Consider the following 25,410-nt stretch of genomic DNA (forward strand, 5'->3'; position numbering starts at 1 on the left):
TCAACGCTGTCAACCCGGCGACCGTAAACTTCCAACCGCGGAGGAAAGGAAAGGCCGGTGCCGGACGAGATCATCGACGTATGGCTGCAGCAGCCGAACGAGCTGTTCCTTTCGCAGCCCTGGTTCGAACCGGTGCTGCGCTGGACGAAGGCGCCCACGGTCGCGCCCACGGTGTCGATGACCCTCGACGCAATGGACCAGGCCGGGGTCCGGTTCGGCCTGCTCTCCGCGTGGTACACGCCATTCGGCCCGTTGATCACCAACGACGAGGTCGCGGACATCGTCTCCGCCCACCCCGGCCGGTTCGGCGGCATCGCGTCCGTGGATCTCGCCGACCCCGTGCGCGCCGTGCGGGAGATCCGGCGCTGCGTGCGGGACCTGGGATTCGTGGGGGTGCGGGTGCTGCCCTGGGTGTGGAACCTGCCGCCCAACGACCGGCGTTTCTACCCGGTGTACGTGGCCTGCGTGGAGGAGGACGTCCCGTTCTGCACGCAGGTCGGGCACACCGGACCGCTCCGCCCGTCCGAACCCGGCCGCCCGATTCCCTACCTGGACGAGGTTCTGCTGGACTTCCCGGAACTGGTCGTGGTAGGCGGGCACGTCGGATATCCGTGGGTCAACGAGGTGCTGTCGCTGGCCGACAAGTATCCCAACTTCCACCTCGACACCTCGGCCTACGCCGTACACCGCCTGCCACGAGAGATCGTCGAGTTCATGCGGGGCCGCGGACGGACCCGGGTGTTGTTCGGCAGCAACTATCCGATGCTCACCCCGGGAACGTGCCTGAAACGCCTGGCCGATCTCGGGTTGGGGGCTGAGGCCACCGAGTTGTACCTCGGCGGCAACGCGCGGCGCGTGTTCTCGCTACCGGTCTAGCCGGCTTTCGCGTCGGAGCAGACCGGTGGCGAGCACGCTGAAGTAGCCGAATCCGATGGTGATACTGATCCGCTGCCACAGACCGTGGTAGCTGCCGGTCTGGGTGTCGGCGTCATACCGGGCGACGGCCACCAGCAGCGTCGCCATGGCCGCAACCGCGGTGGCGGTCGAGTACCACATCCAGCCCCACTGCTTGTCGGCCGCGAAACGGGCGGCGAGCACGAGTATGGCGATGGTCATCACGATCCAGGTCGGGAACAGGTTTCCGTCGTGGATCAGGCTGTGCAGGGTGGGGTTCGCGGTTCCGGTGCTTCCTGCGGGGTAGCCGGGCTTCGGGTCGGCGACGAACACCCCGGCCACCACCAGCCCGAGCCCGAACAGACCGACGAACACCGGTGCCACGAGTGCGCCGCGGCCGGGGCGCAGCACCTTTCGCAGCCCGAGGGCGAAACAGATCGTGAACGTGCCGGCGACGATGAAGTTGGCGATCATGAGCCAACCGCGGTCACCGTTGGCGAGTTCACTGCCGAAGTGGTGCAGCGGGTTGTAGGCCGGGCGGGTCAGGCTGTCGAGCAGCAGCACGACGATGTACAGCGCCGGACCAAGGCCGGCGAGCATCAAGAGCCGGGTGCGCGGAGACGGTGCTGTCGAAACGGGCATCGACACGAGAAGACCTCCAAGTCGTGGACGTGTGTCTACGGTGTAGACCGTATCTATACCGTAGACTACACAGCGTAAGAATCCTGGAGGGGTTGGCATGACATCGACAGCAGTCACCGATTTGGTCCGGACTTCCGGCGCCAGACTGCACACTGAAAAGACGGGACAGGGGCCCGCGTTGGTACTCATTCCCGGGGGCGGCGGCGACGCGGAGATGTACGGCGACATCGTCCCGCCGCTGGCAAAGCGGTTCACCGTGATCACCCTCGACCGGCGCGGAAACTCCCGCAGCCCGCTCGACGACGAGTCCAACTCCATCGAGGTCGCGGATCAGGCGGCTGACATCCTCACCGTACTGGACCACTACGGGATCGATCGGGCCTTCGTCTTCGGCAACAGTGGCAGCGCGATCATCACTCTGGAACTACTCGCCGAGCATGCGGGCCGCCTGCTCGGTGCCGTGGTCCACGAGCCGCCGCTGGTGCAGATCCTTCCCGGCAGCGCCGAACAGCGGGAGTTGGACGAGCTACGCCGGATCGGAGACACGGAAGGACCGTTGCAGGCATTCGTCGCCTTCGCGGCCATGACCATGCCCACGCCGTCCCGTCCGCTCCAGACTCGCCCCGGCCGAGTTGTGCTGGCAGCGATGACGCGGGTGATGCTGGCCGCCGGCTGGATGTCGCGACGGGTGACCGGACGCGAGCCGAGCGGGATGCAACGCCTGCTCGGCAACGCCGGCATCCTTGTCCGCCGCGAATTGCCCGCCTTCTGTTACGACTACGAACCGAGCCTGGCGAAGCTACGCTCGGTGCGGGTGCCATGGCGGTTGGCCACCGGCCAGGACAGCGTCGGCCGCCCCTACTACCGACCCGCCCATGTCCTCAGTGAGAAACTCGACGTGCCCTGTGTCGAGTTTCCCGGCGGACACACCGCCTATCAGCAACACCCGGAGGCATTCGCCGACCGGCTGACCGAGATCCTGGACCAACTTCACCCATGACAAACGACAATCGAGCACGCCGAGCGCGGCCCGCAGCGCCGATGAAACCGACGCTGAGCCGCGAATACATCGCCGCCATGGCCCTGGCCCTCGTGGACGACGTCGGCCGGGACAAGTTCTCCATGCGCAAACTCGGCGCCGAACTCGACGTGGACCCGATGGCCGTCTACCGGTACTTCACCGACCAGGAGGCACTCTTCGACGGCATCGCCGAGACACTGTTCGCCGAGCTCGACGTCGACACCCTGCCCTGGCACGAGTCCTGGCGCGAACTGGCCGAGCAGTACGTCCGCCGGCTGCGGGACACACTACTCACGCATCCGCACGCGGTCACCATCTTCGCCACCCGCCCGGTCCGCTCATCAATGGCCATCGACACCGGCAACCGCATGATCGAGCTCATGACCGAGTCCGGCTTCGCCCAGGGCACCGCCCTGCAGATCCTGCGCTGTCTGCGGGAATTCACCATCGGTCACGCGCTCACGCTCGCCGTGCTTCGGCTCGGCGGCGGGCGGCGCAGCAGGAAACCATCACCAGACGCACCGGAGTACAACCTTCTCGCCAAGAGCGCCGACGACGCAGGCCACGACGACCACTTCGGTCTCGGCCTCACCGCGATGCTCGACAGCTTCGCCCGACTCAAGGGATGAGTCTGTTGTGCCCTGGTGCCGGCGTTGAAAGTCGCGGGTACTGCGGCTGTGGCAGCAGCGGCTGACCACTGACCTGCACCACCGTTTGGACGGCGACAGCCAGGTGGAGGTGAGGCCGTGACCACGCACCCCAACACCCGTGCCGCCGTTACCCACGGGGCAGAGCAGTGGGCGCCGCATCCGGCTCGCGACGCCCACCTCTGGCTGGTCAGCGGCGGCGGATGGCCCGGATGATCGCCAGCACGATCAGGAACGCGGCGACACCCCCGAGTACCGGCGCGAGACGCTTGGCGACCGAACTGCCGGCGTACTCGAACAGGTCGATCGCCTCGGCCTCCTTTTGCGGCGCGGGCTGCACGGCCTCGAGCTTGGGCTTGGCCGGCTCCTCGGGCGCACCCTCCGGCTTCGCCGCCTTGGCCGCCTTGGTCTCCTCGGCGGCGGCCGGCTTCTCCTGCGCGCTCAGCCGCTCGGCCAGGTTGGTCGCGAACTGGTCGAGGATCTTGCCGCCCACCTCGGAGATCATGCCGCGGCCGAACTGGGCCGGCTTACCGGTCACGTTCAGGTCCGTGGACACCTTGCCCTTGGTGTGGCCGTCCTCCTGGGCGAGGGTCACCGTCACGGTCGCGGCGGCCGTGCCCGCGCCGCGGGTGTCCTTTCCGGAAGCCTTGATGACGATCTTCCGGGCCTTCTCGTCGGCCTCGAGGAACTCCCCGGACCCCTTGTAGGTCAGGGAGATCGGGCCCAGCTTGACCTTCACCGTGCCGGTAAAGGTCTCGCCCTCGACCTTGGTCAGCGTTGCCCCCGGCATACACGGCGCCACGCTTTCGGGATTCGTGACGGCCTTCCATACCTGCTCAGGCGGTGCTGGAACGGTGAATTCGTGGTCAAGCCGCACGGCCCGACCTCCCTTCTCGAAACATCCGGTTTGGTCCAGAACACGTCCACCGCTAGCCATGGTCTCGTGTTTTGGACAGCGCTCCTTTCAGCAACCTTACTTGCGCCCGGCCACGTCAACCCGTCATTGCGACGTGACGGACGCCTCCAGACTCTCTCACCCTCCTCCTGTGTTACCCGGCGAGCGCGGCGGAAACGGCCCGGCCGGTCAGGACTCGAGCCAGTTCCTGCCGGTACTCGACATCGGAGTTGTTGTCCGGCGTCGGGTCGGTGCCCTCGGCGGCATGCGCGGCGGCGGCCCGGATCGCCTCCGGCGTCGCCGGCTGCCCGACCAGGGCCTGCTCGACCGCGGTGGCCCGGACCGGGACCGCGGCCATGTTGGTCAGCCCGACCCGGGCCTCGGCGATCGTGCCGCCGTCGACCCGGACGGTCGCCGCCACGGCCACCATCGACCAGGCCTGCGCGACCCGGTTGAACTTCTCGTAGTGCGCGTGCCAGCCGGTGAACTTCGGCACCCGGACCTCGACCAGGATCTCGTCCGGCGCGAGCGCCGTGGTGAAGAAGTCCTGGAAGAACTCCGACGCCGGCACCGTGCGGCGCCCGTTCATCCCGGCGATCACCATCTCCGCGTCCAAGGCGAGCGCCGGGGCGAGCAGGTCGCCCGCCGGGTCCGCGTGCGCGATCGACCCGCCGAAGGTGCCGCGGTGCCGGACCTGCGGGTCCGCGACCGTGTCCGTCGCCTTGGCCAGCAGCGCGGCGTGCTCGGCGATCAGTTGGTCGCGTTGCACGTCGTAGTGCGTGGTCATGGCACCGATGGCCAGATGATCGGTCTCGTCGCGGACGCCGCGCAGTTCGGCGATCCGGCCGAGGTCGACGATCGTGGAGGGAGCGGCCAGTCGCATGCGCAGCACCGGGAGCAGGCTCTGGCCACCGGCGAGCACCTTGGCATCCTCCCCCGCGGCGGAAAGCGCCCGCACCGCTTCGTCCACTGTGGACGGGGCGACGTAGTCGAAGGCAGCGGGAATCACTGAGCACCTCCAGAAGAATCGATCGAGCCCAAACCGCCACCGGCCTCGCCGCCGAGCCCGCCGGCGGCGGTCCGGCCGCGATGGACGGCCGACCACACGCGCATGGGCGAGCACGGCATCTCGACGTCGTTGACGCCGAACTGCCGGACCGCGTCGACCACCGCGTTGACCACTGCCGGAGTCGAGGCGATGGTGCCCGCCTCGCCAACTCCCTTGACGCCCAGGGGGTTCGAGGTCGCCGGGGTCTCCGTGCGGTCGGTGGTGAAGGAGGGCAGGTCCGCCGCCGAGGGCAGCAGGTAGTCGGCGAACGTGCCGGTGGTCAGCGTGCCGTTCTCGTTGAACACCGCCTCCTCGAACAGGGCCTGCGCAATGCCCTGGGCAAGCCCGCCGTGCACCTGGCCCTCCACGATCAGCGGGTTGACCACCGAACCCACGTCGTCCACACACACGTAGGACCGGATGTTCACGCGGCCCGTCTCGGTGTCCACCTCCGCCGCGCACAGATGGGTGCCGTGCGGGAAGGAGAAGTTCTCCGGGTCGTAGACCGCTTCCGAGTCGAGCGAGGGCTCGACGCCCTCGGGCAGGTTGTGCGCCATGAACGTGGCGAACACGACCTCCTGGATCGTGGTCGACCGGTCGGTCCCGCGCACGGTGAACTTGCCCTGCTCGAACTCGAGGTCGTCCGGCGAGCATTCCATCAGGTGCGCGGCGATCGAGCGGGCCTTTTCGACGACCTTGTCCGTCGCCTTGACCACCGCGATCCCACCGACCGCCAGGGACCGTGAACCGTAGGTGTCGAGGCCCTTCGCCGAGGACTGGGTGTCGCCGTGGAGCACCTCGACGTCCTCGAACGCCACGCCCAGCCGGTCGGCCACGATCTGGCTCCACGCCGTCTCGTGCCCCTGGCCGTGCGCCGACGCGCCGGTGATCACCTCGACCTTGCCGGTGGGCAGCATCCGGATGGACGCGGCCTCCCAGCCACCCGCACCGTAGTCGAGCGAGCCGAGCACCCGCGACGGCGCGAGCCCGCACATCTCGGTGTAGGTGGAGACGCCGATGCCGAGCTGGACCGGATCCTTGCGGTCCCGCCGTTCGGCCTGCTCACGGCGAAGGCCGTCGTAGTCGAACAGCTGCCGGGCCTTCTCGGTCGCGGCCTCGTAGTTGCCCGAGTCGTAGGTCAGCCCGGCGACCGTGGTGTACGGGAACTCCTCGTGCTTGATCCAGTTCTTCTCCCGCAGTTCGAGCGGGTCCATGCCGAGCTCCGCGGCGAGCTCGTCCATGATCCGCTCGATGGCGAACGTGGCCTCCGGCCGGCCGGCGCCGCGGTAGGCGTCGGTGAGTGTGGTGTTGGTGAACACGTTCGTGCAGGCGAAGCGGTAGGCCGGGATCTTGTAGATGGCGTTGAACATGAACGCACCCAGGATCGGCACGCCCGGCCCGACCAGGCCGAGGTAGGCGCCCATGTCGGCGAGCAGGTCGACCTTGAGGCCGGTCACCGTGCCGTCCCGGCGGGCGCTGATCGTGATGTCCTGGATCTGGTCGCGGCCGTGGTGGGCGGTGAGCATGGCCTCCGAGCGCGTCTCGGTCCATTTCACCGGCTTGCCGAGCTTCTGCGCGACCAGCAGGGCGATCGCCTCCTCGGGCAGCACGCCGATCTTGCCGCCGAACCCGCCGCCCACGTCCGGCGCGATCACGCGCAGTTTGTGTTCGGGGATGCCCAGGGTGAGCGCCGCCATCGTCTTGAGGATGTGCGGGATCTGGGTGGCCGACCACATGGTGATCTGCGGTCCGGTCGGGTCGACCACGGTCGAGCGCGGCTCCATGAAGGAGGGCACCAGCCGCTGCTGGCGGAACCTGCGCTTGACCACGACCTCGCCCTGGCCGATGGCCTCCTCGACGTCGCCGCCCGTGCCGGCCTCCGCGGAGTCGAACACCCACAGCGCGTTGCGGTTGGTGCCGAGGTCCCCGTGCACCAGCGGCGCGCCTTCGGCGAGGGCCTCCTCCAAGCCCAGCACCACGGGCAGTTCCTCGTAGTCGATGTCGATGGCTTCGATGGCGTCGCGCGCTTCGGCCGCGCTCCGGGCGACCACGACGGCGATCCCCTCACCGGCGAAGTTCACCTGGTCCGACGCGAGGACGGGGCGGCGCGGATGTTTCATGTCCGGCGTGACCGGCCAGGCGCACGGCATGCCGATGGTGCCCTCCGGGTCGAGGTCCGCGGCCGTGTAAACGGCGGCCACGCCGGGCATGTCCCGGGCGGCGGACGTGTCGATGGAGTTGATCCGCGCGTGCGCGAAGGGGCTTCGCGCGACGGCGATGTGCAGCAGACCCGGCAGCGTGATGTTGTCGGTCCACCGGGTACGGCCGGTGATCAGCCGGGCGTCTTCCTTACGGGCCCGGGCCTTGCCGACCTCGTTTTCCACGGTCGCGGTCATCACTCGCCTCCCGCCGGGACCTTGCTGGCGGCCCCTTCCGAAGACGCCCGGGCCACCCGCTCGGCCTCGGGTCCGGCGCCGGGACGCATGTGGTGGGCGGCGTCCCGCACGGCGCGCACGATGTTCTGGTAACCCGTGCAGCGGCACAGGTTCCCTTCCAGGCCCTCGCGGACGGCCTGCTCGTCCGGGTCCGGGTTGTCGGCAAGGAGGTCGACGGCCTGCATGATCATGCCGGGCGTGCAGTATCCGCACTGCAAGGCGTGGTTGTCGTGGAACGCCTGCTGCACGGGGTGCAACTGGCCGTCGCGGGCCAGCCCCTCGATCGTGGTGATCTCGCTGCCGTCGGCCTGTACGGCGAGCACCGAGCAAGATTTCACGCTTTGCCCGTTCAGGTGGACGGTGCACGCGCCGCAGTTGCTGGTGTCGCAGCCGATTACGGTGCCGACTTTGCCAAGTGTCTCCCTCAGGTAGTGCACAAGTAACGTTCGAGGTTCGACCTCGTCGGTGTACTGGGTGCCGTCGACTGTGACGGTGATACGCATGGGGCCCTCCAGGGTGGGAGGTGGTGATCGGCTTCACAAGCGAGCGTGCTACGTATGGCGCGCAGGGACAAGTCCGAACGGCCTACCTCTTGCGAGAGAGTCCGCAACTGCGTCGCCAGAGAGGCAAAATCGCCGATTCTGCGGACCGAACCCGAAACAACGGGCCCTTCGTGCGGACCAAAGTATGGAACCGTCGTGCGGCCGGCGTCCGTACAAATGCGACTCGCCCGCGAATTCACGGTGCCGGTCGAAGGCCGGAGTCAGGCGTGGATGCGGCCGGACAGGTCGGTGAGCCGCTTCCCGCCACCGCCCCAGCGCAGCGCGATCATCTCGGCCGCGATCGAGACCGCGGTCTCCTCGGGGGTGCGCGCGCCCAGATCCAGCCCGATCGGCGAGGACAGCCGGGACAGCTCCTCCTCGGTGAGCCCCTCGGCGCGCAGGCGCTCCAGCCGGTCGACGTGCGTGCGACGTGACCCCATCGCGCCGATGTACCCGACGTCCAGCCGCAACGCCACTTCCAGCAGCGGCACGTCGAACTTCGGGTCGTGGGTGAGCACGGCGATCGCCGTGCGGCGGTCGATACGGCCCGCCTCGGCCTCGGCCTTGAGATAGCGGTGCGGCCAGTCCACGACCACCTCGTCGGCCTCCGGGAACCGGCTTCTGGTGGCGAACACCGGCCGCGCGTCGCACACCGTCACCTGGTAACCGAGATAGGAACCCATGCGCGCCATCGCGGCCGCGAAGTCGATCGCACCGAACACCAGCATGCGCGGCGGTGGCTCGAAGGTGTTGACGAACACCGACATGCCCTCGCCCCGGCGCTCGCCCTCGAGCCCGTAGTGCAGGGTGCCCGTCCGGCCGGTGGCCAGCAGCCCGCGCGCGTCGTCGACGACCGCCGCGTCGATCCGGTCCGTGCCGAGCGTGCCGGCCGTGCGGTCGGTCCACACGATCATGTGCCGGCCCAGCCGCTGGGGGTCGCTGTGCTCGACGACCGTGACCACCGCGACCGGCTCTCCATTGTGGACGGAGTCCACCACGTCGCCCAGCTCGGGCAGGGTCTGCCGGTCGACCCGCTCGACGTAGACGTCGATGATGCCGCCACAGGTCAGCCCCACCGCGAACGCGTCGTCGTCGCTCACCCCGTAGCGCTGGAGCACGGGCGTGGAATCGGCCACGACCTGTTGCGCCAGCTCGTAGACCGCGCCCTCGACGCAGCCGCCCGACACGCTGCCGACGACCGTGCCGTCCTCCCCGACGAGCATCGCCGCGCCGGGCGCCCGGGGCGCCGACGAGAAGGTGGAAACGACCGTGCCCAGGCCGACCGCCTGCCCGTCGGCCCACCGCTTGTAGAGCTCATCCAGTACGTCATGCATCGCGTATCTCCACCAAGAGTCGTTCCAGAGTGGCCAGGCTGTGGCCGGCCAGCAAACGATCGATGTGCGGCAGCGCCGCGGCGATGCCCGATTGCACCGGGGCGTAGCCGTCGTGCCCCGCATGCGGGTTGACCCAGAACACGGCGTGCGCGAGGCGTCTCATCCTGGCCAGTTGCTCGCCGAGGAGGCTCGGATCGCCACGCTCCCAGCCGTCGGAGAAGATCGTCACCACCGCCCGCCGCGCGAGGCCCCGCTGGCCCCAGCGGTCGAGGAACACCCGCAGCGTCTCGCCGAGCCGGGTGCCACCGGCGAAGTCGGCGACGGCCTCCCCCGCCGCGAGCATCGCGCGTTCCGGGTCCCGCTGCCGGAGCTGGCGGGACACCCTGGTGAGCCGGGTGCCAAGAGTGAACACCTCCACGTCGGACGGGGACCGCCGAACCACGACGTGCGCGAACCGGAGCAATGCGTCGGCATACGGGCTCATCGAACCGGACACGTCGAGCAGCAGCACGACCCGGCGGGGCCGGTCCGTGGCGCGCCGGCGCGCGAGCCGGACCGGCTCTCCACCGCCCGCCAGCATCGCACGCAACGTGCGGTCCGGGTCGAGTGCGCCGCGCCGCGCCGGACGTTGCCGCAGCGACCGCCGGGTCGGCATCTCCGGGCGTAGCACGGCCAGCAGTTCCCGGAGATGCCGGCGTTCCGCGGCGGTCAGTTCGGCCAGGTCGCGCTGGCGCAGCACCTCCACGTCGGTCGCCGCCACCCGCAGTTCGTCGGACTCGGCGCCGGATTCGCTAGCCCGCGCGGACTCCTCGGCCAGCGCGGCCACTCTGGCCTGTTGCCGGCGGTGGACGACCGCCGGGGTCGCGCCGGGCGGGGCAGCCGCGAACCACTGGGTGAACGCGTCGTCGTAGCGCGGCAGGTCGTCCGGATCGGCGCACAGGGTCAACCGCCCGGCCCAGTACAACTGGCCCGTGTCGGTGAGATCAACCCGTTCGACCGCGTCGAGATACGCCTGGACCCGCTGCGGCCCGGCGGGCAGTCCGGCTTCGCGCAGCGCGGTGGCGAATCCGACCAGGCCGGGCAACGGATCAGAGACGGTCACCCCTCCATTGTTCCTCAGCTGTGCAACCCGCTGCGCTCAACTTTCGCCGTGCCGAGCGGTGTGTTATGCATGACTCATGCATGATGGCCGCTTGGAGAACTTGCTCGGCGCGTTGGCGTTGTCCGTCACCGACCTGGCGCTGGCCGGTGTCACGGCTGCTGCCGGGACGAGCGCCAGCGGAGCGGCGGCACTGGTCGTGCTCTCGACAGCACCGGGGCTGTCGGTGACCGAACTGGGCCGGCGCGTCGGACTGAGCCAACCGGCGGCGGCCCGGATGGTGGACGCGCTGCAGCGCGCCGGCCTGGTGGAGCGCCATGACACGCCGACCCGGGCGGTGGCGGTCGAGCTGACCAGGGACGGCATGGCAGCGGCTGAGCACATCTTGGGTGCCCGCGGCGGCCGATTGACCGACTTGACCCGCTCCTTGGAGCCGGCCGAGCGGGTGGTGCTGGCCGGGCTGCTGGACAAGCTGCTCGCCGGGGTTTATCAGCAGGTGCGCGACGCCGAGCGGGTGTGCCGGCTCTGCGATCGCGCTGCATGCATCGCCGGCGATCAGGTTTGCCCGATCGGTGCCGCGTGTCGGAAAGCCGCCGGCGACGATGGGTGAACTGCTCGCGCTCGCCTCGGCAGCCTGTTATGGCCTGTCCGACTTCGCCGGCGGCTTACTTTCCCGTCGAGCGTCCTTCGTCGCCGTGGCCCTCATCGGCCAGCTCAGCGGTTTGGCACTGGCCTTCGTCGCGGCTGCGATCACGACATCGGCCCTTCCCGGGCTTGCCGACCTGGGTTGGGGTGCGGCCTCCGGCGTCGGCACCGGAATCGGGATGATGTTCCTGTTCCGGGGACTGAGCCGGGGCGCCATGAGCGTGGTGGTGCCGGTCAGCGCGGTCGGCGGGGTCGCACTGCCCGTGCTGGTGGGCGTGACGCTGGGCAGCCGCCCCTCGCCGGTGACGTGGCTGGGAATCGCACTGACCCTGCCGGCGCTGTGGCTGGTCTCGCACCCCCGCCGCGGCACCGGGCGGCAGGTCGTCCCGGCCATGGCCGACGGGCTGATCGCCAGCGGCGGGATCGCGCTGCAGTACCTCGCGCTCGCCCAGGCCGGTCCGCACTCGGGACTCTGGCCCGTCGTCGCCGGGCGTGTCACCGCCGCGGCGACCATCGCCGCGCTTGCCGTGCCCGTGGGCACGGGACTGCGCCTGCGGCTGCCGACCCGCCACACGCTGACCGCCGTCATGACCGGCGGCAGCGCCGCCCTCGCCCTGGTCTGCTACCTGCTCGCCACTCGAGACCAGCTCATGGTCGTCGCCGTCGTGCTGTCGTCTCTTTACCCCGTGATCCCGGTGCTGCTCGGTATCGGCGTACTTGGCGAGCGACTGTCCCGGCAACAGATTGCCGGGACAGTCGGCGCCGGATTGGCGATAGCACTCATCGTCGCTGGGTAGCTGCTCCGGTATTGGTCAGCCCGAGGTGTCCGGATTCGTGCTATCCGCGCCCGAACCAGGTCGTGAGCGCGGCTTCCAGACCGGCGGTCCCGCCGTCTTCCCGCGCCCATGCGACGTGCCCGTCGGGACGGATCAGCACCCCGGTCAGGTCCGCATGCGTACCGCACTTGGTGGTCAGCACGCTGACCCGCTCGGACCAGCCCCCGGCGATTTCCCGAAGCTCCGCGGAATCCGCCAGATCGAGCAGCAGTGGCTTGCCGTCCTGCAGCCGTTCGCCGAGCCGGCCTCCGTCGGCGAATTCGAAGTCGGGCGCGCCGCGGCCGACGAGATCGTGCTCGCCCTCCATGGGATACCGGTGCAGCACGCCGGACAGCTTCTTCGCCAGATACGTCGAACCGTCCGCGGTCTCCAACAGGTCGGTGACCACCTGCTGCAGCGCGCGTGTCCGCGGGTCGGTGCGCATCAGCGCCACCTGCGCGCGGTTCCATTCCAGCACCCATTCACCGATCGGATGCCTTTCGGTGGTGTAGGTGTCGAGCAGGTTTTCCGGCGCCCAGCCCTGGATCGTCGCGGCCAGCTTCCAGCCGAGGTTGACCGCGTCGCCGATGCCGAGATTGAGCCCCTGCCCGCCGAACGGCGAGTGAACGTGCGCCGCATCCCCAGCGAGAAGCACCCGTCCCTTGCGGTAAGTCGTGGTCTGGCGCGCGTTGTCCGTGAAGCGGGTCGCGGTCTTGACCTCCGTGACCGTGACGTCCACTCCGGACACTCGGCGGATGCTTCCCTCGATCTCCGCCGCGGTGATCGGGGCCTCGCGGTCGGCGGGTGGGCCATCGAACTCCACCGTGAGAATCCGGCCCGGTACGGGACCGTGCACGAAGACACCGGTGTCCGTCCGGTTCCAGCCAGTGGGCAGGTTCTCCCCACCCGTCATTTCCACGAGCGCCTGGCGTCCGGTGATTTCCGGATCCGTGCCCGGGAAATCGAACCCGGCGTTCTTGCGCACGAGGCTCCGGCCGCCGTCGCAGCCGACCAGCCACCCTGCCCGCACGGTCTCGTCGCCGAGATGCACGGTGACCCCGGCATCGTCGGCGTCGAAACCCGTCACCTCGATGCCGCGGCGCACCTCGACCCCCAACTCGGCGGCTTTCTGACCGAGCACCAGCTCGATCACCTGCTGGGGCACGACGAGGAGCGACGTGGCGGGCCCGGCGTCTCGGAAGGCTGGGTCGGCGAAGTCGACCTTGCCGCTGCCTATCATGATCCCGGCGAAGTGCCCCACCGGCACCACCGGCCGCTCCTGGCCGGATCGTTGTTTCAAAAACGCCTTCATCTGCTCGAACGCCTGGCGTTGATACTCCTCGATCACCGGGAGCAGGCCGCGCCGGTACAGCGCTTCGGCAGTGGGCAGGTTGATCGAGCCCGCCTTGACCGTCGGGTCTATTTCGGACAGTCGCTCGACGACCAGCACATCGACGCCGGCCAAGCTCAGTTCGCAGGCCAGCATCAGGCCCACCGGTCCGCCCCCGGAGATCACCACATCCTTGTTCATGGAGCCCACTCTAGCGTCGAAACTTTTACCGGGTCAATGTTTTGAGTGAGTATAAGATGAGCGGGTGGTGAAGCAGGGCTTGCGAGAGCAGAAGAAGCAGGAGACCCGGCGGACGATCGCGAACATCGCGACCGGCCTGTTCTTCCGGTACGGCTTCGACAACGTCACCGTCGCCGACATCGCGGAGGCGGCCGGGGTCTCGAAGATGACCGTGTTCAACTACTTCCCGCGCAAGGAAGACCTGTTCCTCGACCGGCACGCGGACCGGCTACGCGACCTGGAAATGGCCATCCGGGAACGGGATCCCGCAGAGTCCGTGATCTCCGCGATGCGCCGGTACCACCAGGAACTGCTCGCTGCACAGCACCCGCTCTCGGGTGCGATCGAGGGGGCACGTCCGTTCTTTCAAGTCGTCCGGTCGAGCCCCGCCCTGATCAGCCGCACGTACGAGCATCAACACGAAATCCGGGACATGCTGGCCGACGTCCTCGCCGAGGAGATGGCCGACCGGGCACCGGCGGAACTTCTCGCGGCCCTGCTCACCGCGACGATTTACGCGATCTTCGACCGGGCGGTGAACCGTATCCTCGCAGGAGAGGACGTCGCCGACGTCCGGCGCGAGCAGACCGATTTCATCGACCGTGCCTTCGATCTGCTCGAACACGGCGTCGCCGGGATCTGACCGGCCCTGCCCCGCGCGTGTCCCCGCCCCAGGACGCCGTGTCCCCGGTTCAGGACGCCATGTTCCCGCTTCAGGACGCCATGTCCCCGCTTCAGGACGCCATGTCCCCGCTTCAGGACGCCATGTTCCCGGTTCAGGACGCTATGTTCCCGGTTCAGCGACCTACCGTCGAAAGCAACTCGGGCGACAGGACCGAATCCGCCAGCCTCCCGGGACGTGCCGCGGTTTCCCCATAGCGGAAGACTGGGGCGCCAACCTTCACCCAGCCTGGCCTGACGTGTTTCCCTGCTTGCACCAGTCGCTGAAGTGAGCGGGAGGACAGATGTCGGCAACGAGGCCGATGGATGCCGTGGCAGAGCTCAAAAGCGCGAAGTTCGGTCGCTTCCACGCCGTGCTCGTCGTAGGCGTCATGCTGGCCCTGATCTTCGACGGATACGACACGCTGAACCCGTCGTACGTCCTGCACTACACCTTGGGTCCGTGGCAGCTCAGCCACGGCGCGGCCGGTTTCATGGTGTCTGCGGGGCTGATCGGTTTCGGGATAGGCGCGGTCGCGCACGGGCCGCTCGCCGATCGGATCGGTCGCCGCCCCGTGCTGCTCACCGCCCTGTTCTCCGCCGGCGTGCTGAGCCTGCTCACCGCGACCATGGCGACCGGCTTCATTTCGTTCGTGCTGCTCCGCTTCCTGACCGGGCTGTTCCTCGGGGTGATCTTGCCGCTGGGCACCGCGTTCATCAACGAGTTCGCCCCGGCACGCTCGGCCAACCGGGTTGTCGCCGTGACGGTGGCGGGATACACCCTGGGTGGCGTTCTCGCGTCCCTGATCGGGATCTATTTCACGCCCGTGCACGGCTGGCCCGTTCTTTACTGGATCGGCGCGGCCTCTGCTGTACTGGCTGTGCTGCTCATTCCGGTGTTGCCCGAATCCGTGCAGTTCGACGTGTTGCGGGGGCGGCACGAAAACGTAGCGCGCACGCTGGCCAAGCTCAATCGCGGCCGGTCGTACGACGGTGTCCGGTTCATCCAGCCCCGCGAGCGCGCGTCCGCACGGGAGATGATCGCCACGGTCGTGAATCCTCACTTCCGCCGCACAAGCATCGGGCTGTGGGTATGTGCCTTTCTGACCCTCTTCTGCATCTACGGGCTTTCCGGCTGGCTGCCTTCGGTTATGGAGAGCCGGGGCAACGGTTTCGCCGCGTCGTTCCTGTTCCTCACGATCCTGCAACTGGCCGGGATCGCGGGCGGCCTCACTGTTGCCGTGGTATGTGACCGTCGCGATGGGAACATGGCCGCCGGCCTGGTCGTGCTGATGGTCATCGCGACCGTGGCCATGGCACTGGTCGGGTTCGGAGGCGGTTCGGTGCTGCCGCTCGTGTGCACCGCGTTGGCCGGCTTCGGCATCATCGGCGGACAGTCGGTGCTGAACACGTTGTCGGCACAGACTTATCCGGTCCATCTCAGAAGCACGGGCACCGGCATGATGTTCGGGGTCGGGCGCATCGGCGGCATCCTCGGCCCGTACCTGATCGGCTGGCTGCTCGACTGGACCGGGGGCGCCACGAACGCGGTGTTCATCGCGATCGTGGTCGCCACCGTGGCGGCCGCGATCGGCGGCGGCGCGCTGATCGTGTTCCGCCGCGAACTCACTCGGCAGCGAGGAGAGCGCGAGTCCCACATTCCCGTCGTGTGAGTCCCACATTCCCGTCCTGCGAGTCCCACATTCCCGTCTACCGGAATGTGGGACTCACGCGACCTGAGCGTGGGACTCGCGCGACCTGAGCGTGGGACTCGCGCTACCTGAGCGTGGGACTCGCGCTGATCAGGCCAGCAAAGCGTCGAGCTTGGCGCGGACGCGTTCCATGTCCTCCGTGTACTTCAGGACCGCGCCCAGGGTGCGGGCCGCGGTCTCGGCGTCCAGCTCGTCGCGGTCGAGGGTGAGCAGCGCCTGCGACCAGTCCAGCGACTCCGCGATGCCCGGCGGCTTGAGCAACTCCAGATCGCGCAGGCGACGGACGGCGACAGCCACCTGTGTCGCGAGGCGCTCGCCGATCCCGGGCAGGCGCCGGCGCAGGATCGCGACCTCACGGGACAGGTCGGGATGCTCCAACCAGTGATACAGGCAGCGGCGCTTGAGGGCGTCGTGCACCTCGCGGGTCCGGTTGGAGGTCAGGATCACCAGCGGCGGCTGCGCGGCCCGGATCTCGCCGAACTCCGGGATGGTCACCGCGTTCTCGTCGAGCAGTTCCAGGAGGAACGCCTCGAACTCGTCGTCGGCGCGGTCGATCTCGTCGACCAGGAGGACGCACGGTGACGCGGTCAGCGCGCGCAGCAACGGCCTGGCCAGCAGGAAACGCTCGGTGTACAGGGACTGCTCGGCCGCGTTCACGTCGAGCGTCTCGCTACCCGCCTCCAGCGCCCGCAGGTGCAGCAACTGGCGCGGGAAATCCCACTCATAGAGCGCCTGGGCGGCATCGATGCCCTCGTGGCACTGCAGCCGGATCAGTGGCAGGTCGAGGGCTTTCGCCAGAGACACCGCGAGCGAGGTCTTCCCGGTCCCGGGTTCGCCTTCGCAGAACAACGGTCGTTGCATGCGCAGGGCGAGGAAGGCGGCCGTCGCCACCCCCTCGTCGGCGAGGTAGTCCACGCGCTCCAGCAACTTCGCGAGCTCTTCGGGAGAATTGACCGTCACAGTCGTCCAGCCTACGTGGTGAGATCCGATGGGGTGTCGACGTCGGCTCCACTGCCCAGGTCCGAGCAGTCGACCAGAAGCAGGTCCTCTCGGGTGGCGAGCCAGTCCCGCGCGCCCCGGTCGCCGCGCGCGCTGTCCGCGATGTCGGTCCACCACCGGCGTCCCAAGAGCACCGGGTGGCCGGGAACCCCGCCGTAGCTCGCGCGCGCCACGACGCCCGGCGACGCGAAGGCGCGTAGCCGGGAGATCACGTTCGCGTCGATCCCGGGTAAGTCGACGAGATGGACGAGGACCGCATCAGCGGGGGCGCTGTCCCGGGACAGCGCCCGCAGGCCGGCCCGCAGGGAAGCGCCCATGCCGGTCGCCCAGTCCTCGGCGTACACCGCGATCGACGGGTCGGGCAGCAGCGCGCGGGCCTCGGCGGCCTGCGCACCGAGCACCACACGGACGGGGTCGCAGCCGCCGTCGGTCAGCACCCGGAAAGCCCGCCGCAGCAACGGTTCCCCGTCGAGTTCGACCAGTGCCTTCGGCCGTCCGAACCGTCGCCCCGCCCCGGCCGCGAGCACCAGCCCCGCGCACCGGCCGGCCCTTTCGGCCGCCCGAACCGGGAACTCACGCGCCTGAACCGAGAACTCAGACGCCGGAACCGGGAACTCAGACGCCGGAACCGGGGACACAGGCGCCTGAGACGGGGACACGACGGCCTGGGGCGGGGGCGGGGGCGGGGGGGTCTGGACCGGGAAGTCAGGCATGGCGGGCTCGGTCGGGGGCGACGGCGAGGTCGGCTTCGATGCGTTTGGCGGCGGCGAGCAGTGGCTGGACCATCTCTTCACGCACCGACTCCCGCGTGTAGCGGCTCGCGTGGGTCGAGACGTTCACCGCGGCCACCACCCGGCCCCGCCGGTCACGGATCGGCGCGGCCACCGCACGCAGGCCCTCCTCCAGTTCCTGGTCCACCAGCGCCCAGCCCCGCGCGCGCACCTCGGCCAGCGCGGCACGCAGCGCGACGGGCGAGTTGAGCGTGTGCGCGGTGAGCCGCTCCAACGGGGTCCGGTCCAGATAGGCCGCGAGCGAGTCCTCGTCGAGCCCGGCAAGCAGCACGTGCCCCATCGATGTGGCGTAGGCCGGAAAACGCGTGCCGACGTTGATGCTCACGGTCATGATCCGCGTGACCGCGACCCGCGCGACGTAGACGATGTCACTGCCGTCGAGCACCGACACCGAACTCGACTCGTGCACCTCCGCGGAAAGCCGCTCCAGGTGCGGCTGCGCGACCTCGGGCAACGTCATGCTGGACAGGAACGCGTACCCCAGTTCGAGCACCCGCGCGGTGAGCGAGAAGAACTTGCCGTCGGTCCGCACGTAGCCGAGATCGACCAGCGTGAGCAGGAACCGCCGTGCCGCCGCCCTGGTGAGGCCGGTGGCACGGGCCACATCGGACAGTGTCAGCTCGGGCGTGCCCGAACCGAACGCGCAGATCACCGCGAGACCGCGTTCCAGTGACTGCACGTGATATGCCGGGCGTGTCCCGTCCATGACTCAAATGTAACCGTGCAAGGTAGGAGCGCCGTTCAAGGTCCGTGTTGGTGCGCCGGTGAGTGGCAGGCGCGCGGCCGGAGACTTCGCGAACGCGGCTGCGGGCCGTCCGACCGGCTGGCCGAATGCGCCTTGCCCGGTCACGGTCCGTAGGCGGGTTCGTCGACGCGTTTGGGACAGCACAGCAGGCATGGTCGTTTCACTCCCGGCTCGCCGACGGCTCGCCCATCTCGGCGAGCGTCCGCTGCGCGATGGCGAATGCGGAGTTGGCCGCGGGTACCCCGGCATAGACGGCGGTGTGCAACAGCACCTCTCCGATCTCGTCGGCGGTCAGCCCGTTGCGGATCGCCGCCCGCACGTGCATCGCGATCTCGTTCTCGCAGTGCAGCGCGGTCAGCACGGCCAGGGTGATGCAGCTGCGGGTCTTGCGGTCGAGTTCCTCACGGGTCCACACCGAGCCCCAGGCCGCTCGCGTGATGTAGTCGGAGAACTTGCGGGTGAAGTCGGTGGTGTTCGCCATAGACCGGTCGACATGCTCGTCCCCGAGCACCTCGCGCCGCACGGCCATGCCCGCGTCGAAAACCTCGTCACTCATGTCCAACCGCCTTGAGGTGTTCGATGATCAACCGGCTGAACTGCTCGGGCCGCTCGACGTTGCCCAGGTGCGCGGCCGGGCCGACGAGTTCGTACCGCGCGCCCGGCACACCAGCGGCGATCAGCCGCCCGTGCTCAGGTGGCAGGGCCTGGTCGTCCGAGCCCGAGATCACCAGGGTCGGCGCGGTGATGGCCGGCAGGTCCCCGGTGAGATCGAGGTCCGCCAGCACCTCGCAGCAAGCCGCGTAGCCCGCGGCCGGTGTGCGTGCGATCATCTCCCGCATTTCCCTTGCCAGTTCGGGGTTTTCCGCGCACCAGGCCGGGGTGAACCAGCGGCCGAGGGCGCCGTCGGCGATTTCCGCCATGCCGTGTGCGCGCACCGTGGCGGCCCGGTCGAGCCACATCTGCCGGTTTCCGGGCCGCGCCGACGTGCAGCACAGCACCAGGCTGCGAACGCGTCCGGGTGCGTGCCGGCCGAGCTGGATCGCCGTCATGCCGCCCAGCGACAGGCCCACGAAATGCGCCGAGGGGACGCCGATCCGGTCCAGCAGCGCGACGACGTCCTCGCCGAGTTCGCCGATGGTGTACGGCCCCTCGGGCACTACCGACCGGCCGTGGCCGCGTGTGTCGTAGCGGACGACGCGGAACCCGTTGTCCACCAAAGGTTTCACCTGCGGGTCCCACATGTGCAGGTCGCTGCCGAGCGAGTTGCTCAACACCACGACGTCGCCGTCCTCCGGCCCGTCGATCACATACTGAACCTCGACGCTCACTTCTTCTTGTTCTCCTCTGCGTGTGCGTCCAGGGCACGTTCGACGAACACCGGCGCGCTGCCCAGGTATCGCGCCGGGTCGAGCAGGTCACGGATCCGCTCCAGGGTCAGGTGCTTGCCCACCGCCTCGTCCGCGGCGAGCAGTTCGGCCAGGTCCGCCTCGCCGGCCAGCGCCCGCCTGGTGCACGCGCTCACCGCGTCGTGCGCGGCGAGCCGCCCGATCTGGGGCGCCAGTTCGGTGGTGATGCGCTCGGACAGCAGCGCTCCCCTGGTCACGTCGAGGTTGGCCCGCATCCGTTCGGGGTCCACCACGAGCCGGTCCAGGCTGGTACGCAGCCAGTGGACCGCGGAACCCGTGCTGCGGAACAACTCCGTGAGCGGGCGCCATTCGGCGTGCCACGCCCCGGCGGCCCGCTGATGTTCCTGCGCCATCGCGCCGAAGAGGGTGCTCATCAGTCCGGGCGCCTGCTGGGCGGCGGCCAGCGCGGCGATCGCGGCCACCGGGTTCCGCTTGTGCGGCATGGTCGACGACCCGCCCGCGCCGTCGGCCTCCTCGTACACCTCGGCCACCTCGGTCTGCGCGAGCAGCACGATGGTGCGGGTGATGCCGGCGACGATCCCGCTGGTCTCACCCAGCGCCGCGGCGAGCTCGGCGATCCGGCTGCGTTCGGTGTGCCAGGGCAGGACGGGCTCGGCCAGCCCCAGCCGGGCACTGAACGCGGTGAGCACGGCCGGGCCGCGCTCACCGAGGGAGGCCAGCGTTCCGGTCGCCCCGCCGAGCTGCGCCGCCAGACGCACCGAGCGCAGGCGCGCCAGCGCGGCGTCCAATCCGGACAGCCAGCCGGCCGCGGTCAAGCCGAACGTCACCGGCAACGCCTGCTGAAGCAGCGTCCGTCCGGCTTGCACGGTCGAGGCGTGCTCACGCGCCAGCTCGCCCGCGTGGTCGGCGCATGCCAGCAAGTCCGCACGCAGCGGTTCGAGCGCCCGCCGGGCGAGCAGCATCGCGGCGCTGTCCACCACGTCCTGACTGGTTGCTCCAAAATGGACGAACCGGGCGGACTCGCCGCCGGTCTTCGCGGTGATCTCGCGGACCAGCGGCGCGGCCGGGTTGCCGACCCCGACCGACCGCGCGCCGATCTCGGCCGCCGTGAAGTCGCCTTCCCGGCAGACCTCGGCGATGCGCTCGGCGTGCTCGCGGGGGATCACGCCCGCGTCGGCTTCCGCCTCCGCGAGCGCCGCCTCCACGTCGAGCAGTGCCCGCAGCCACGCCGCGTCGTCCACCTCGTCGCGCACGCCTCCCGCGGCCAGCAGCGGATCGAACAACTCCGAAGCAAGACGAGGACGTTCACTAGACATCGAAGAATACTGTCTCGTTTGTTCCTTGAAGCCGCACGTCGAACCGGTAACCGTCGTCCGTCTTGGTGGCGACGAGGGTGCCGCGACGGTCCTCGGGAACCGAGGCGAGCACTCCGTCCGCCGCGTTCGCCGCGGTGTTCTCCGGGAAGTAGATCCGGGTGACCGTCCGGTTCAGCATGCCCCGGGCGAACACCGAAACGTCGATGTGCGGTGCCTGGTCCTTGCCGTCGTTGCCGGGAACCACGCCGGGCAGCAGGGTCAGGATCGCGTAGTTGCCGTCGGGATCGGTCGGGCACCGGCCGAATCCCCGGAACCCCTCGACCCGGCCGCGCGGGTCGTCGGGATGGTCGAAGCGGCCCGCGGGATCGGCCTGCCAGGTCTCGATCAGCGCGTCCGGCACCGGCTCGCCCACCCCGTCGAACACCGTGCCACGGATCCACACCGCGCCGGGTGTGCCTTGGGGCACCACGGTCGGCCCGTCCTCCCACGGCAACCCGATCGCCAGGTAGGGGCCCACGGTCTGGGATGGAGTCGTCACTCGTCCTCCTCGGTAACCCGCGGGGCACCCGCACCCGGTCGGACGAGCAAGCAGGGGAAAAGATTGTGGCTCACTCGTCCTCCTCGAAGACCGAAGCCTCCCGGCCACGTACGACGATGTCGAACTCGAAGCCGAGTGCCCAGTGGTCGGTGGTACGGCTGTGGTCGTACCGCGAGATCATCCGCTGCCGCGCCTTTTCGTCCGGCACCGAGTTGTAGATCGGGTCCTGGTAGAACAGCGGGTCGCCCGGGAAGTACATCTGGGTGATCAGGCGCTGGGTGAATGCCGTGCCGAACACCGAGAAATGGATGTGCGCCGGGCGCCAGGCGTTGTCGTGGTTGCGCCACGGGTAGGCGCCGGGCTTGATCGTGACGAACTCGTAGCGGCCCTCGGAGTCGGTGACCGTGCGGCCGACGCCGGTGAAGTTGGGATCCAGCGGTCCGGGCCAGTTGTCGCCGGTGTGCCGGTACCGGCCCGCCGCGTTGGCCTGCCAGATCTCCACCAGCGAGTCCGGGATCGGCCGCCCGTCGCCGTCGAGCAGCCGGCCGTGCACGATGATCCGCTGCCCGAGCGGCTCGCCCTCGTGCTGGCGAGTCAGGTCGTTGTCGAGTTCGCCGATCCGCCCCGGGCCGAGCACCGGGCCGGTCACCTCGGTCAACTGTTGCGGCAGCAGCACCAGGGGCTGCTTCGGATGCCGCAACCCCGTCGATCGGTAGCCCGGGGAATCCAGCGGCGGATGGGTGCCCGCCGGATCCTTCCGGTACCGCGGCAGGATCAGCCGGTCACTCGCGGGAGCTGCCATAACCCTGTCCCTTCTGTGTTGTTCAGAACGTGCACCGGCCATGACGTCTGGAGCGATGTCTCACGCCTCGAGGACGACCGCCAGCCCCTGCCCGACTCCGATGCAGATCGCCGCGAGACCCCAGCCGCCGCCCCGCCGGCGCAACTCGTGCGCGAGCGTGCCGAGGATGCGGCCGCCGGAGGCACCCAGCGGGTGCCCGATGGCGATCGCTCCCCCGCGCATGTTGACGATCTCCGGGTCCAGCTTCGGCCAGTCGGCCAGGCACGCCAGCGACTGCGCGGCGAACGCCTCGTTCAGCTCCACCGCGACGAGGTCGTCCCAGCCGATTCCGGCCCGCTCCAGCGCGATCTCCGCGGCGCGAACCGGACCGATGCCGAACACGTCCGGGTCGACTCCCGCCGCGCCGCGCCCGGCGATCCGCGCCAGCGGCGCCCGGCCCAGCGCCTCGGCGGCCGCCCGGTCGCCGAGCAAGACGGCCGACGCGCCGTCGTTCAGCGGCGAGGCGTTGCCCGCGGTGATCGTGCCGCCGGACCGGAACGCCGGCTTCAGCTTCGCCAGTTTGTCCACTGTGGAATCCGGGCGGATGCCCTCGTCACGGGTCAGCTCCGTGCCGGGCACGGGTACGACGTGCGTGTCGTAGAAGCCCTCGTCCCACGCCTTGGCCGCGTTGAGGTGACTGCGCAGAGCGAACTCGTCCTGCTTCTCGCGGCTGATCTGGTAGCGCTCGGCCAGGCGCTCGGTGCTTTCACCGAGCGAGATCGTCCACTGCTCGGGCATCTTCGGGTTGACCATGCGCCAGCCCAGCGTGCTGGAGTACAGCGTCTGATTGCCCGCGGCGAACGCCTTTTCCGGCTTGGGCATGACCATCGGTGCTCGGGTCATGGACTCCACGCCGCCGCTGACCACCAGCGACGCGTCGCCGGTCTCGATGGCACGGCTGGCCTGCATCGCCGCGTCCAGGCCGGACCCGCACAACCGGTTGACCGTGCTGCCCGGCACGCTGGTCGGCCAGCCGGCCAGCAGCGTGGCCATGCGAGCGACGTTGCGGTTGTCCTCACCGGCCTGGTTCGCGCCGCCCAGCACCACTTCGTCCACTGTGGAGGGATCGAGATCGTTGCGGGCGGCGAGTTCGCGCAGCACGTGCGCGGCCAGGTCGTCCGGGCGCACCCCGGACAGCGCGCCACCGTAGCGCCCGAACGGGGTGCGGATCGCGTCGAGAAGGTATGCCTCGGTCATTTCGCTGCCTTCAGCTCTCGGAGGGCCTGCAGTTCGGTCTCGGTCGGGGCGAGAGTACGGGTCAACTCCGGGGAAACCTGCAAATCCCAACCGGTCGCGGCGCGCACCTGCTCGACCTCCACCCCGGGGTGGACCTGGGTGAGCACCAGCTCGGCGGTGTCCGGGTCGGGCCGGAGCACGCCAAGGTCGGTGATCACCAGGGTCGGGCCCGCGCCGCGCAGGCCGAGCTGCTCCCGGTCGCCCTTGCCCCGCCCGTGCCCGAAGGAGGTCACGAAATCGACCCGTTCGACGAAACTGCGCCTGCTCTGCCGGACCACCACGTACACCTCGCGGCAGGACGCGGCGATCTCCGGCGCGCCGCCGGCGCCGGGCAGGCGGACCTTCGGGCGCGTGTAGTCGCTGCCGATGACCGTCGTGTTGATGTTGGCGAACTTGTCCAGCTGCGCCGCGCCGAGGAAGCCGACGTCGATCCGGCCGGGCTGCAGCCAGTAGTTGAACACCTCGGGCACGCTGATCACCGCGTCCGCGGTCTCGGCCAGGATGCCGTCGCCGATGGACGCCGGCAGGCGGCCCGGCTTCGAGCCGAGCGTGCCGGACTCGTAGATGAGTACCAGGTCCGGCGCGTGGGTGCGGCGGGCGAGGTTGGCCGCCGTGGACGGCAGGCCGATACCGACGAAGCACCGCTGGCCCGCGGAGAGCGCTCGGGCGGCGGCGATCGACATCATCTCGTCGGCGGTGAAGGCCGGCTCCGTCCGGGTCGGCGCCTTCGTCCCGGTGGTCATTTCGCTGCCTCCTTCACGGCACTCCCACCGGCGGTTTCGGCCACGGAAAACACCTTCTCGTCGAGCCACTGCTCGAACGAGTCCCGTTCCCGCCCAATGGAATCCCAATACTCGTAATACTCGTTGTCACGCTCGTAGTAGCCCTGCGCGTAGGACGGGTGGGCGCCGCGGGGCACCTCGGCGACCGCCGTGACCGCCCACCCCGGCAGCACCATCCCGCCGGGCACCGGGGTCAGCTCGTCGACGATCTCCTCGACGGTGACGAGGCTCCGGCGGGCCGCCAGCACGGCTTCCTTCTGGACGCCGACCAGGCCCCAGAGCTGCACGTTGCCCGCCCGGTCGGCGCGCTGGGCGTGGATGATCGCGACATCCGGGTTGAGCGCGGGCACGGCCGCGAGCCGCTCACCGGTGAACGGGCAGGTGATCTGCTTGATCGTGTCGGTGTGCTCGGGCAGGTCGGTGCCGGTGTACCCACGCAGTACCGCGAACGGCAGGCCGGAAGCGCCGGCGACGTAACGGTTGGCCATGCCGGCGTGGCTGTGTTCCTCGATCTCCAGCGGCACCGGCCAGGAGTTCTGCACCGCGTCCCGGAAGCGGTGCAGCGAACCGACACCGGGGTTGCCGCCCCACGAAAAGACCAGCTTGCGCGCGCAGCCCGCGCCGATGAGCTGGTCGTAGACGATGTCGGGGGTCATCCGCACCAGCGTGAGGTCCCGGCGCCGCTGGCGGATGATCTCCTGCCCGGCGGCGTGCGGGATCAGATGCGTGAACCCTTCGAGAGCGACCGTGTCGCCGTCGCGCACCAGCCTGGCGACGGCGTCACTGAGCGCCAGTATCTCGGCCATCAACAACCCCTTGCGTTCGCATCCCGAACA

At 69.5% G+C, this 25,410-nt stretch carries 26 protein-coding genes; 7 read left to right on the plus strand and 19 right to left on the minus strand.

All coding sequences use genetic code 11. The annotated features are described in order from the left end of the window. Nucleotides 1-57 precede the first annotated feature (57 nt). Nucleotides 58-876 carry an amidohydrolase family protein gene (locus A3CU_RS0141955; protein ID WP_027947270.1) on the plus strand — a complete coding sequence of 273 codons (819 nt, stop codon included), beginning with the start codon at nt 58-60 and terminating at the stop codon, nt 874-876. Here A3CU_RS0141955 and A3CU_RS0141960 read toward each other — a convergent pair. Beyond that, the gene (locus A3CU_RS0141960) at nt 865-1,536 is read right to left on the minus strand and encodes a DUF998 domain-containing protein (RefSeq protein WP_027947271.1); all 672 of its coding nucleotides are present in this window, start codon (nt 1,534-1,536) and stop codon (nt 865-867) included. The genes A3CU_RS0141955 and A3CU_RS0141960 overlap by 12 nt on opposite strands. Before the next feature lie 97 nt (nt 1,537-1,633). Between A3CU_RS0141960 and A3CU_RS0141965 the strand changes: the two genes are divergently transcribed. Beyond that, entirely contained in the window at nt 1,634-2,536 is a 903-nt protein-coding gene (locus A3CU_RS0141965) for an alpha/beta fold hydrolase (RefSeq protein ID WP_043844359.1), read from the plus strand. 41 nt (nt 2,537-2,577) lie between these two features. Continuing rightward, on the plus strand, nt 2,578-3,186 hold the full coding sequence (locus A3CU_RS49415) for a TetR/AcrR family transcriptional regulator C-terminal domain-containing protein (protein WP_052373142.1): 609 nt from the start codon (nt 2,578-2,580) through the stop codon (nt 3,184-3,186). A 208-nt stretch (nt 3,187-3,394) separates the two neighbouring features. On the opposite strand, the gene A3CU_RS0141975 is transcribed toward A3CU_RS49415, so the two are convergent. From A3CU_RS0141975 to A3CU_RS0142000, 6 genes are all read right to left on the minus strand, one after another. Next, a complete protein-coding gene (locus A3CU_RS0141975; RefSeq protein ID WP_027947273.1) occupies nt 3,395-4,081 on the minus strand; it encodes an SRPBCC family protein in 687 nt (228 codons plus the stop codon). A gap of 172 nt (nt 4,082-4,253) precedes the next feature. Then, entirely contained in the window at nt 4,254-5,108 is an 855-nt protein-coding gene (locus A3CU_RS0141980) for an FAD binding domain-containing protein (RefSeq protein ID WP_027947274.1), read from the minus strand. Then, nucleotides 5,105-7,543: a xanthine dehydrogenase family protein molybdopterin-binding subunit gene (locus A3CU_RS0141985; RefSeq protein WP_027947275.1), complete on the minus strand. Its 2,439-nt coding sequence runs from the start codon at nt 7,541-7,543 to the stop codon at nt 5,105-5,107. Before A3CU_RS0141985 ends, A3CU_RS0141980 begins: the two co-directional genes overlap by 4 nt. Continuing rightward, a complete protein-coding gene (locus A3CU_RS0141990) occupies nt 7,543-8,085 on the minus strand; it encodes a (2Fe-2S)-binding protein (protein WP_027947276.1) in 543 nt (180 codons plus the stop codon). The genes A3CU_RS0141985 and A3CU_RS0141990 overlap by 1 nt, the downstream gene beginning before the upstream one ends. A 260-nt stretch (nt 8,086-8,345) precedes the next feature. Further along, the gene (locus A3CU_RS0141995; RefSeq protein ID WP_027947277.1) at nt 8,346-9,458 is read right to left on the minus strand and encodes an XdhC family protein; all 1,113 of its coding nucleotides are present in this window, start codon (nt 9,456-9,458) and stop codon (nt 8,346-8,348) included. Further along, nucleotides 9,451-10,560 carry a vWA domain-containing protein gene (locus A3CU_RS0142000; protein WP_027947278.1) on the minus strand — a complete coding sequence of 370 codons (1,110 nt, stop codon included), beginning with the start codon at nt 10,558-10,560 and terminating at the stop codon, nt 9,451-9,453. The genes A3CU_RS0141995 and A3CU_RS0142000 overlap by 8 nt, the downstream gene beginning before the upstream one ends. Nucleotides 10,561-10,651: 91 nt before the next feature. Between A3CU_RS0142000 and A3CU_RS0142005 the strand changes: the two genes are divergently transcribed. Together A3CU_RS0142005 and A3CU_RS0142010 are read left to right on the plus strand one after the other, a co-directional pair. Next, on the plus strand, nt 10,652-11,167 hold the full coding sequence (locus tag A3CU_RS0142005; RefSeq protein ID WP_245617559.1) for a MarR family winged helix-turn-helix transcriptional regulator: 516 nt from the start codon (nt 10,652-10,654) through the stop codon (nt 11,165-11,167). Continuing rightward, entirely contained in the window at nt 11,130-11,999 is an 870-nt protein-coding gene (locus A3CU_RS0142010) for a DMT family transporter (protein ID WP_245617560.1), read from the plus strand. Before A3CU_RS0142005 ends, A3CU_RS0142010 begins: the two co-directional genes overlap by 38 nt. 40 nt (nt 12,000-12,039) lie before the next feature. Here the strand turns inward: A3CU_RS0142010 and A3CU_RS0142015 are convergent, their stop codons facing one another. Continuing rightward, complete coding sequence (locus A3CU_RS0142015; protein ID WP_027947281.1) at nt 12,040-13,548, minus strand: FAD-dependent monooxygenase; 1,509 nt, start codon at nt 13,546-13,548, stop codon at nt 12,040-12,042. Nucleotides 13,549-13,612: 64 nt separating this feature from the next. Between A3CU_RS0142015 and A3CU_RS0142020 the strand changes: the two genes are divergently transcribed. Further along, nucleotides 13,613-14,230 carry a TetR/AcrR family transcriptional regulator gene (locus A3CU_RS0142020; protein WP_027947282.1) on the plus strand — a complete coding sequence of 206 codons (618 nt, stop codon included), beginning with the start codon at nt 13,613-13,615 and terminating at the stop codon, nt 14,228-14,230. Nucleotides 14,231-14,579: 349 nt separating this feature from the next. Further along, nucleotides 14,580-15,920 (plus strand): MFS transporter, encoded by a 1,341-nt coding sequence (locus tag A3CU_RS49420; RefSeq protein ID WP_169739758.1) that lies wholly within the window; start codon nt 14,580-14,582, stop codon nt 15,918-15,920. 129 nt (nt 15,921-16,049) lie between these two features. Here A3CU_RS49420 and A3CU_RS0142035 read toward each other — a convergent pair whose 3' ends face one another. The 11 genes from A3CU_RS0142035 to A3CU_RS0142085 all read right to left on the minus strand — a co-directional run bounded on the left by A3CU_RS0142035 (nt 16,050) and on the right by A3CU_RS0142085 (nt 25,380). After that, nucleotides 16,050-16,919, minus strand: a complete 870-nt coding sequence (locus A3CU_RS0142035; protein ID WP_027947284.1) for an AAA family ATPase — start codon at nt 16,917-16,919, stop codon at nt 16,050-16,052. An 11-nt stretch (nt 16,920-16,930) separates the two neighbouring features. Beyond that, on the minus strand, nt 16,931-17,485 hold the full coding sequence (locus A3CU_RS0142040; RefSeq protein WP_245617561.1) for a nucleotidyltransferase family protein: 555 nt from the start codon (nt 17,483-17,485) through the stop codon (nt 16,931-16,933). A gap of 178 nt (nt 17,486-17,663) precedes the next feature. Further along, the gene (locus A3CU_RS0142045; protein ID WP_027947286.1) at nt 17,664-18,455 is read right to left on the minus strand and encodes an IclR family transcriptional regulator domain-containing protein; all 792 of its coding nucleotides are present in this window, start codon (nt 18,453-18,455) and stop codon (nt 17,664-17,666) included. A gap of 199 nt (nt 18,456-18,654) precedes the next feature. Beyond that, nucleotides 18,655-19,050: a 4-carboxymuconolactone decarboxylase gene (pcaC, locus tag A3CU_RS0142050; protein ID WP_027947287.1), complete on the minus strand. Its 396-nt coding sequence runs from the start codon at nt 19,048-19,050 to the stop codon at nt 18,655-18,657. Next, nucleotides 19,043-19,822, minus strand: a complete 780-nt coding sequence (gene pcaD, locus A3CU_RS0142055) for a 3-oxoadipate enol-lactonase (RefSeq protein ID WP_027947288.1) — start codon at nt 19,820-19,822, stop codon at nt 19,043-19,045. Before pcaD ends, pcaC begins: the two co-directional genes overlap by 8 nt. Next, entirely contained in the window at nt 19,819-21,177 is a 1,359-nt protein-coding gene (locus tag A3CU_RS0142060) for a class-II fumarase/aspartase family protein (RefSeq protein ID WP_027947289.1), read from the minus strand. Before A3CU_RS0142060 ends, pcaD begins: the two co-directional genes overlap by 4 nt. Continuing rightward, entirely contained in the window at nt 21,170-21,715 is a 546-nt protein-coding gene (pcaG, locus tag A3CU_RS0142065) for a protocatechuate 3,4-dioxygenase subunit alpha (RefSeq protein ID WP_027947290.1), read from the minus strand. The genes A3CU_RS0142060 and pcaG overlap by 8 nt, the downstream gene beginning before the upstream one ends. Nucleotides 21,716-21,785: 70 nt before the next feature. Continuing rightward, nucleotides 21,786-22,517 (minus strand): protocatechuate 3,4-dioxygenase subunit beta, encoded by a 732-nt coding sequence (pcaH, locus tag A3CU_RS0142070; protein WP_027947291.1) that lies wholly within the window; start codon nt 22,515-22,517, stop codon nt 21,786-21,788. A 60-nt stretch (nt 22,518-22,577) separates the two neighbouring features. After that, nucleotides 22,578-23,753, minus strand: a complete 1,176-nt coding sequence (locus A3CU_RS0142075; RefSeq protein WP_027947292.1) for a thiolase family protein — start codon at nt 23,751-23,753, stop codon at nt 22,578-22,580. Further along, nucleotides 23,750-24,535, minus strand: a complete 786-nt coding sequence (locus A3CU_RS0142080; RefSeq protein ID WP_027947293.1) for a CoA-transferase subunit beta — start codon at nt 24,533-24,535, stop codon at nt 23,750-23,752. The genes A3CU_RS0142075 and A3CU_RS0142080 overlap by 4 nt, the downstream gene beginning before the upstream one ends. Continuing rightward, nucleotides 24,532-25,380, minus strand: a complete 849-nt coding sequence (locus A3CU_RS0142085) for a CoA transferase subunit A (RefSeq protein WP_027947294.1) — start codon at nt 25,378-25,380, stop codon at nt 24,532-24,534. The genes A3CU_RS0142080 and A3CU_RS0142085 overlap by 4 nt, the downstream gene beginning before the upstream one ends. Between the last annotated feature and the right edge of the window lie 30 nt (nt 25,381-25,410).

The organism is Amycolatopsis taiwanensis DSM 45107, from assembly GCF_000519205.1.
Classification (GTDB): Bacteria; Actinomycetota; Actinomycetes; order Mycobacteriales; family Pseudonocardiaceae; genus Amycolatopsis_E; species Amycolatopsis_E taiwanensis.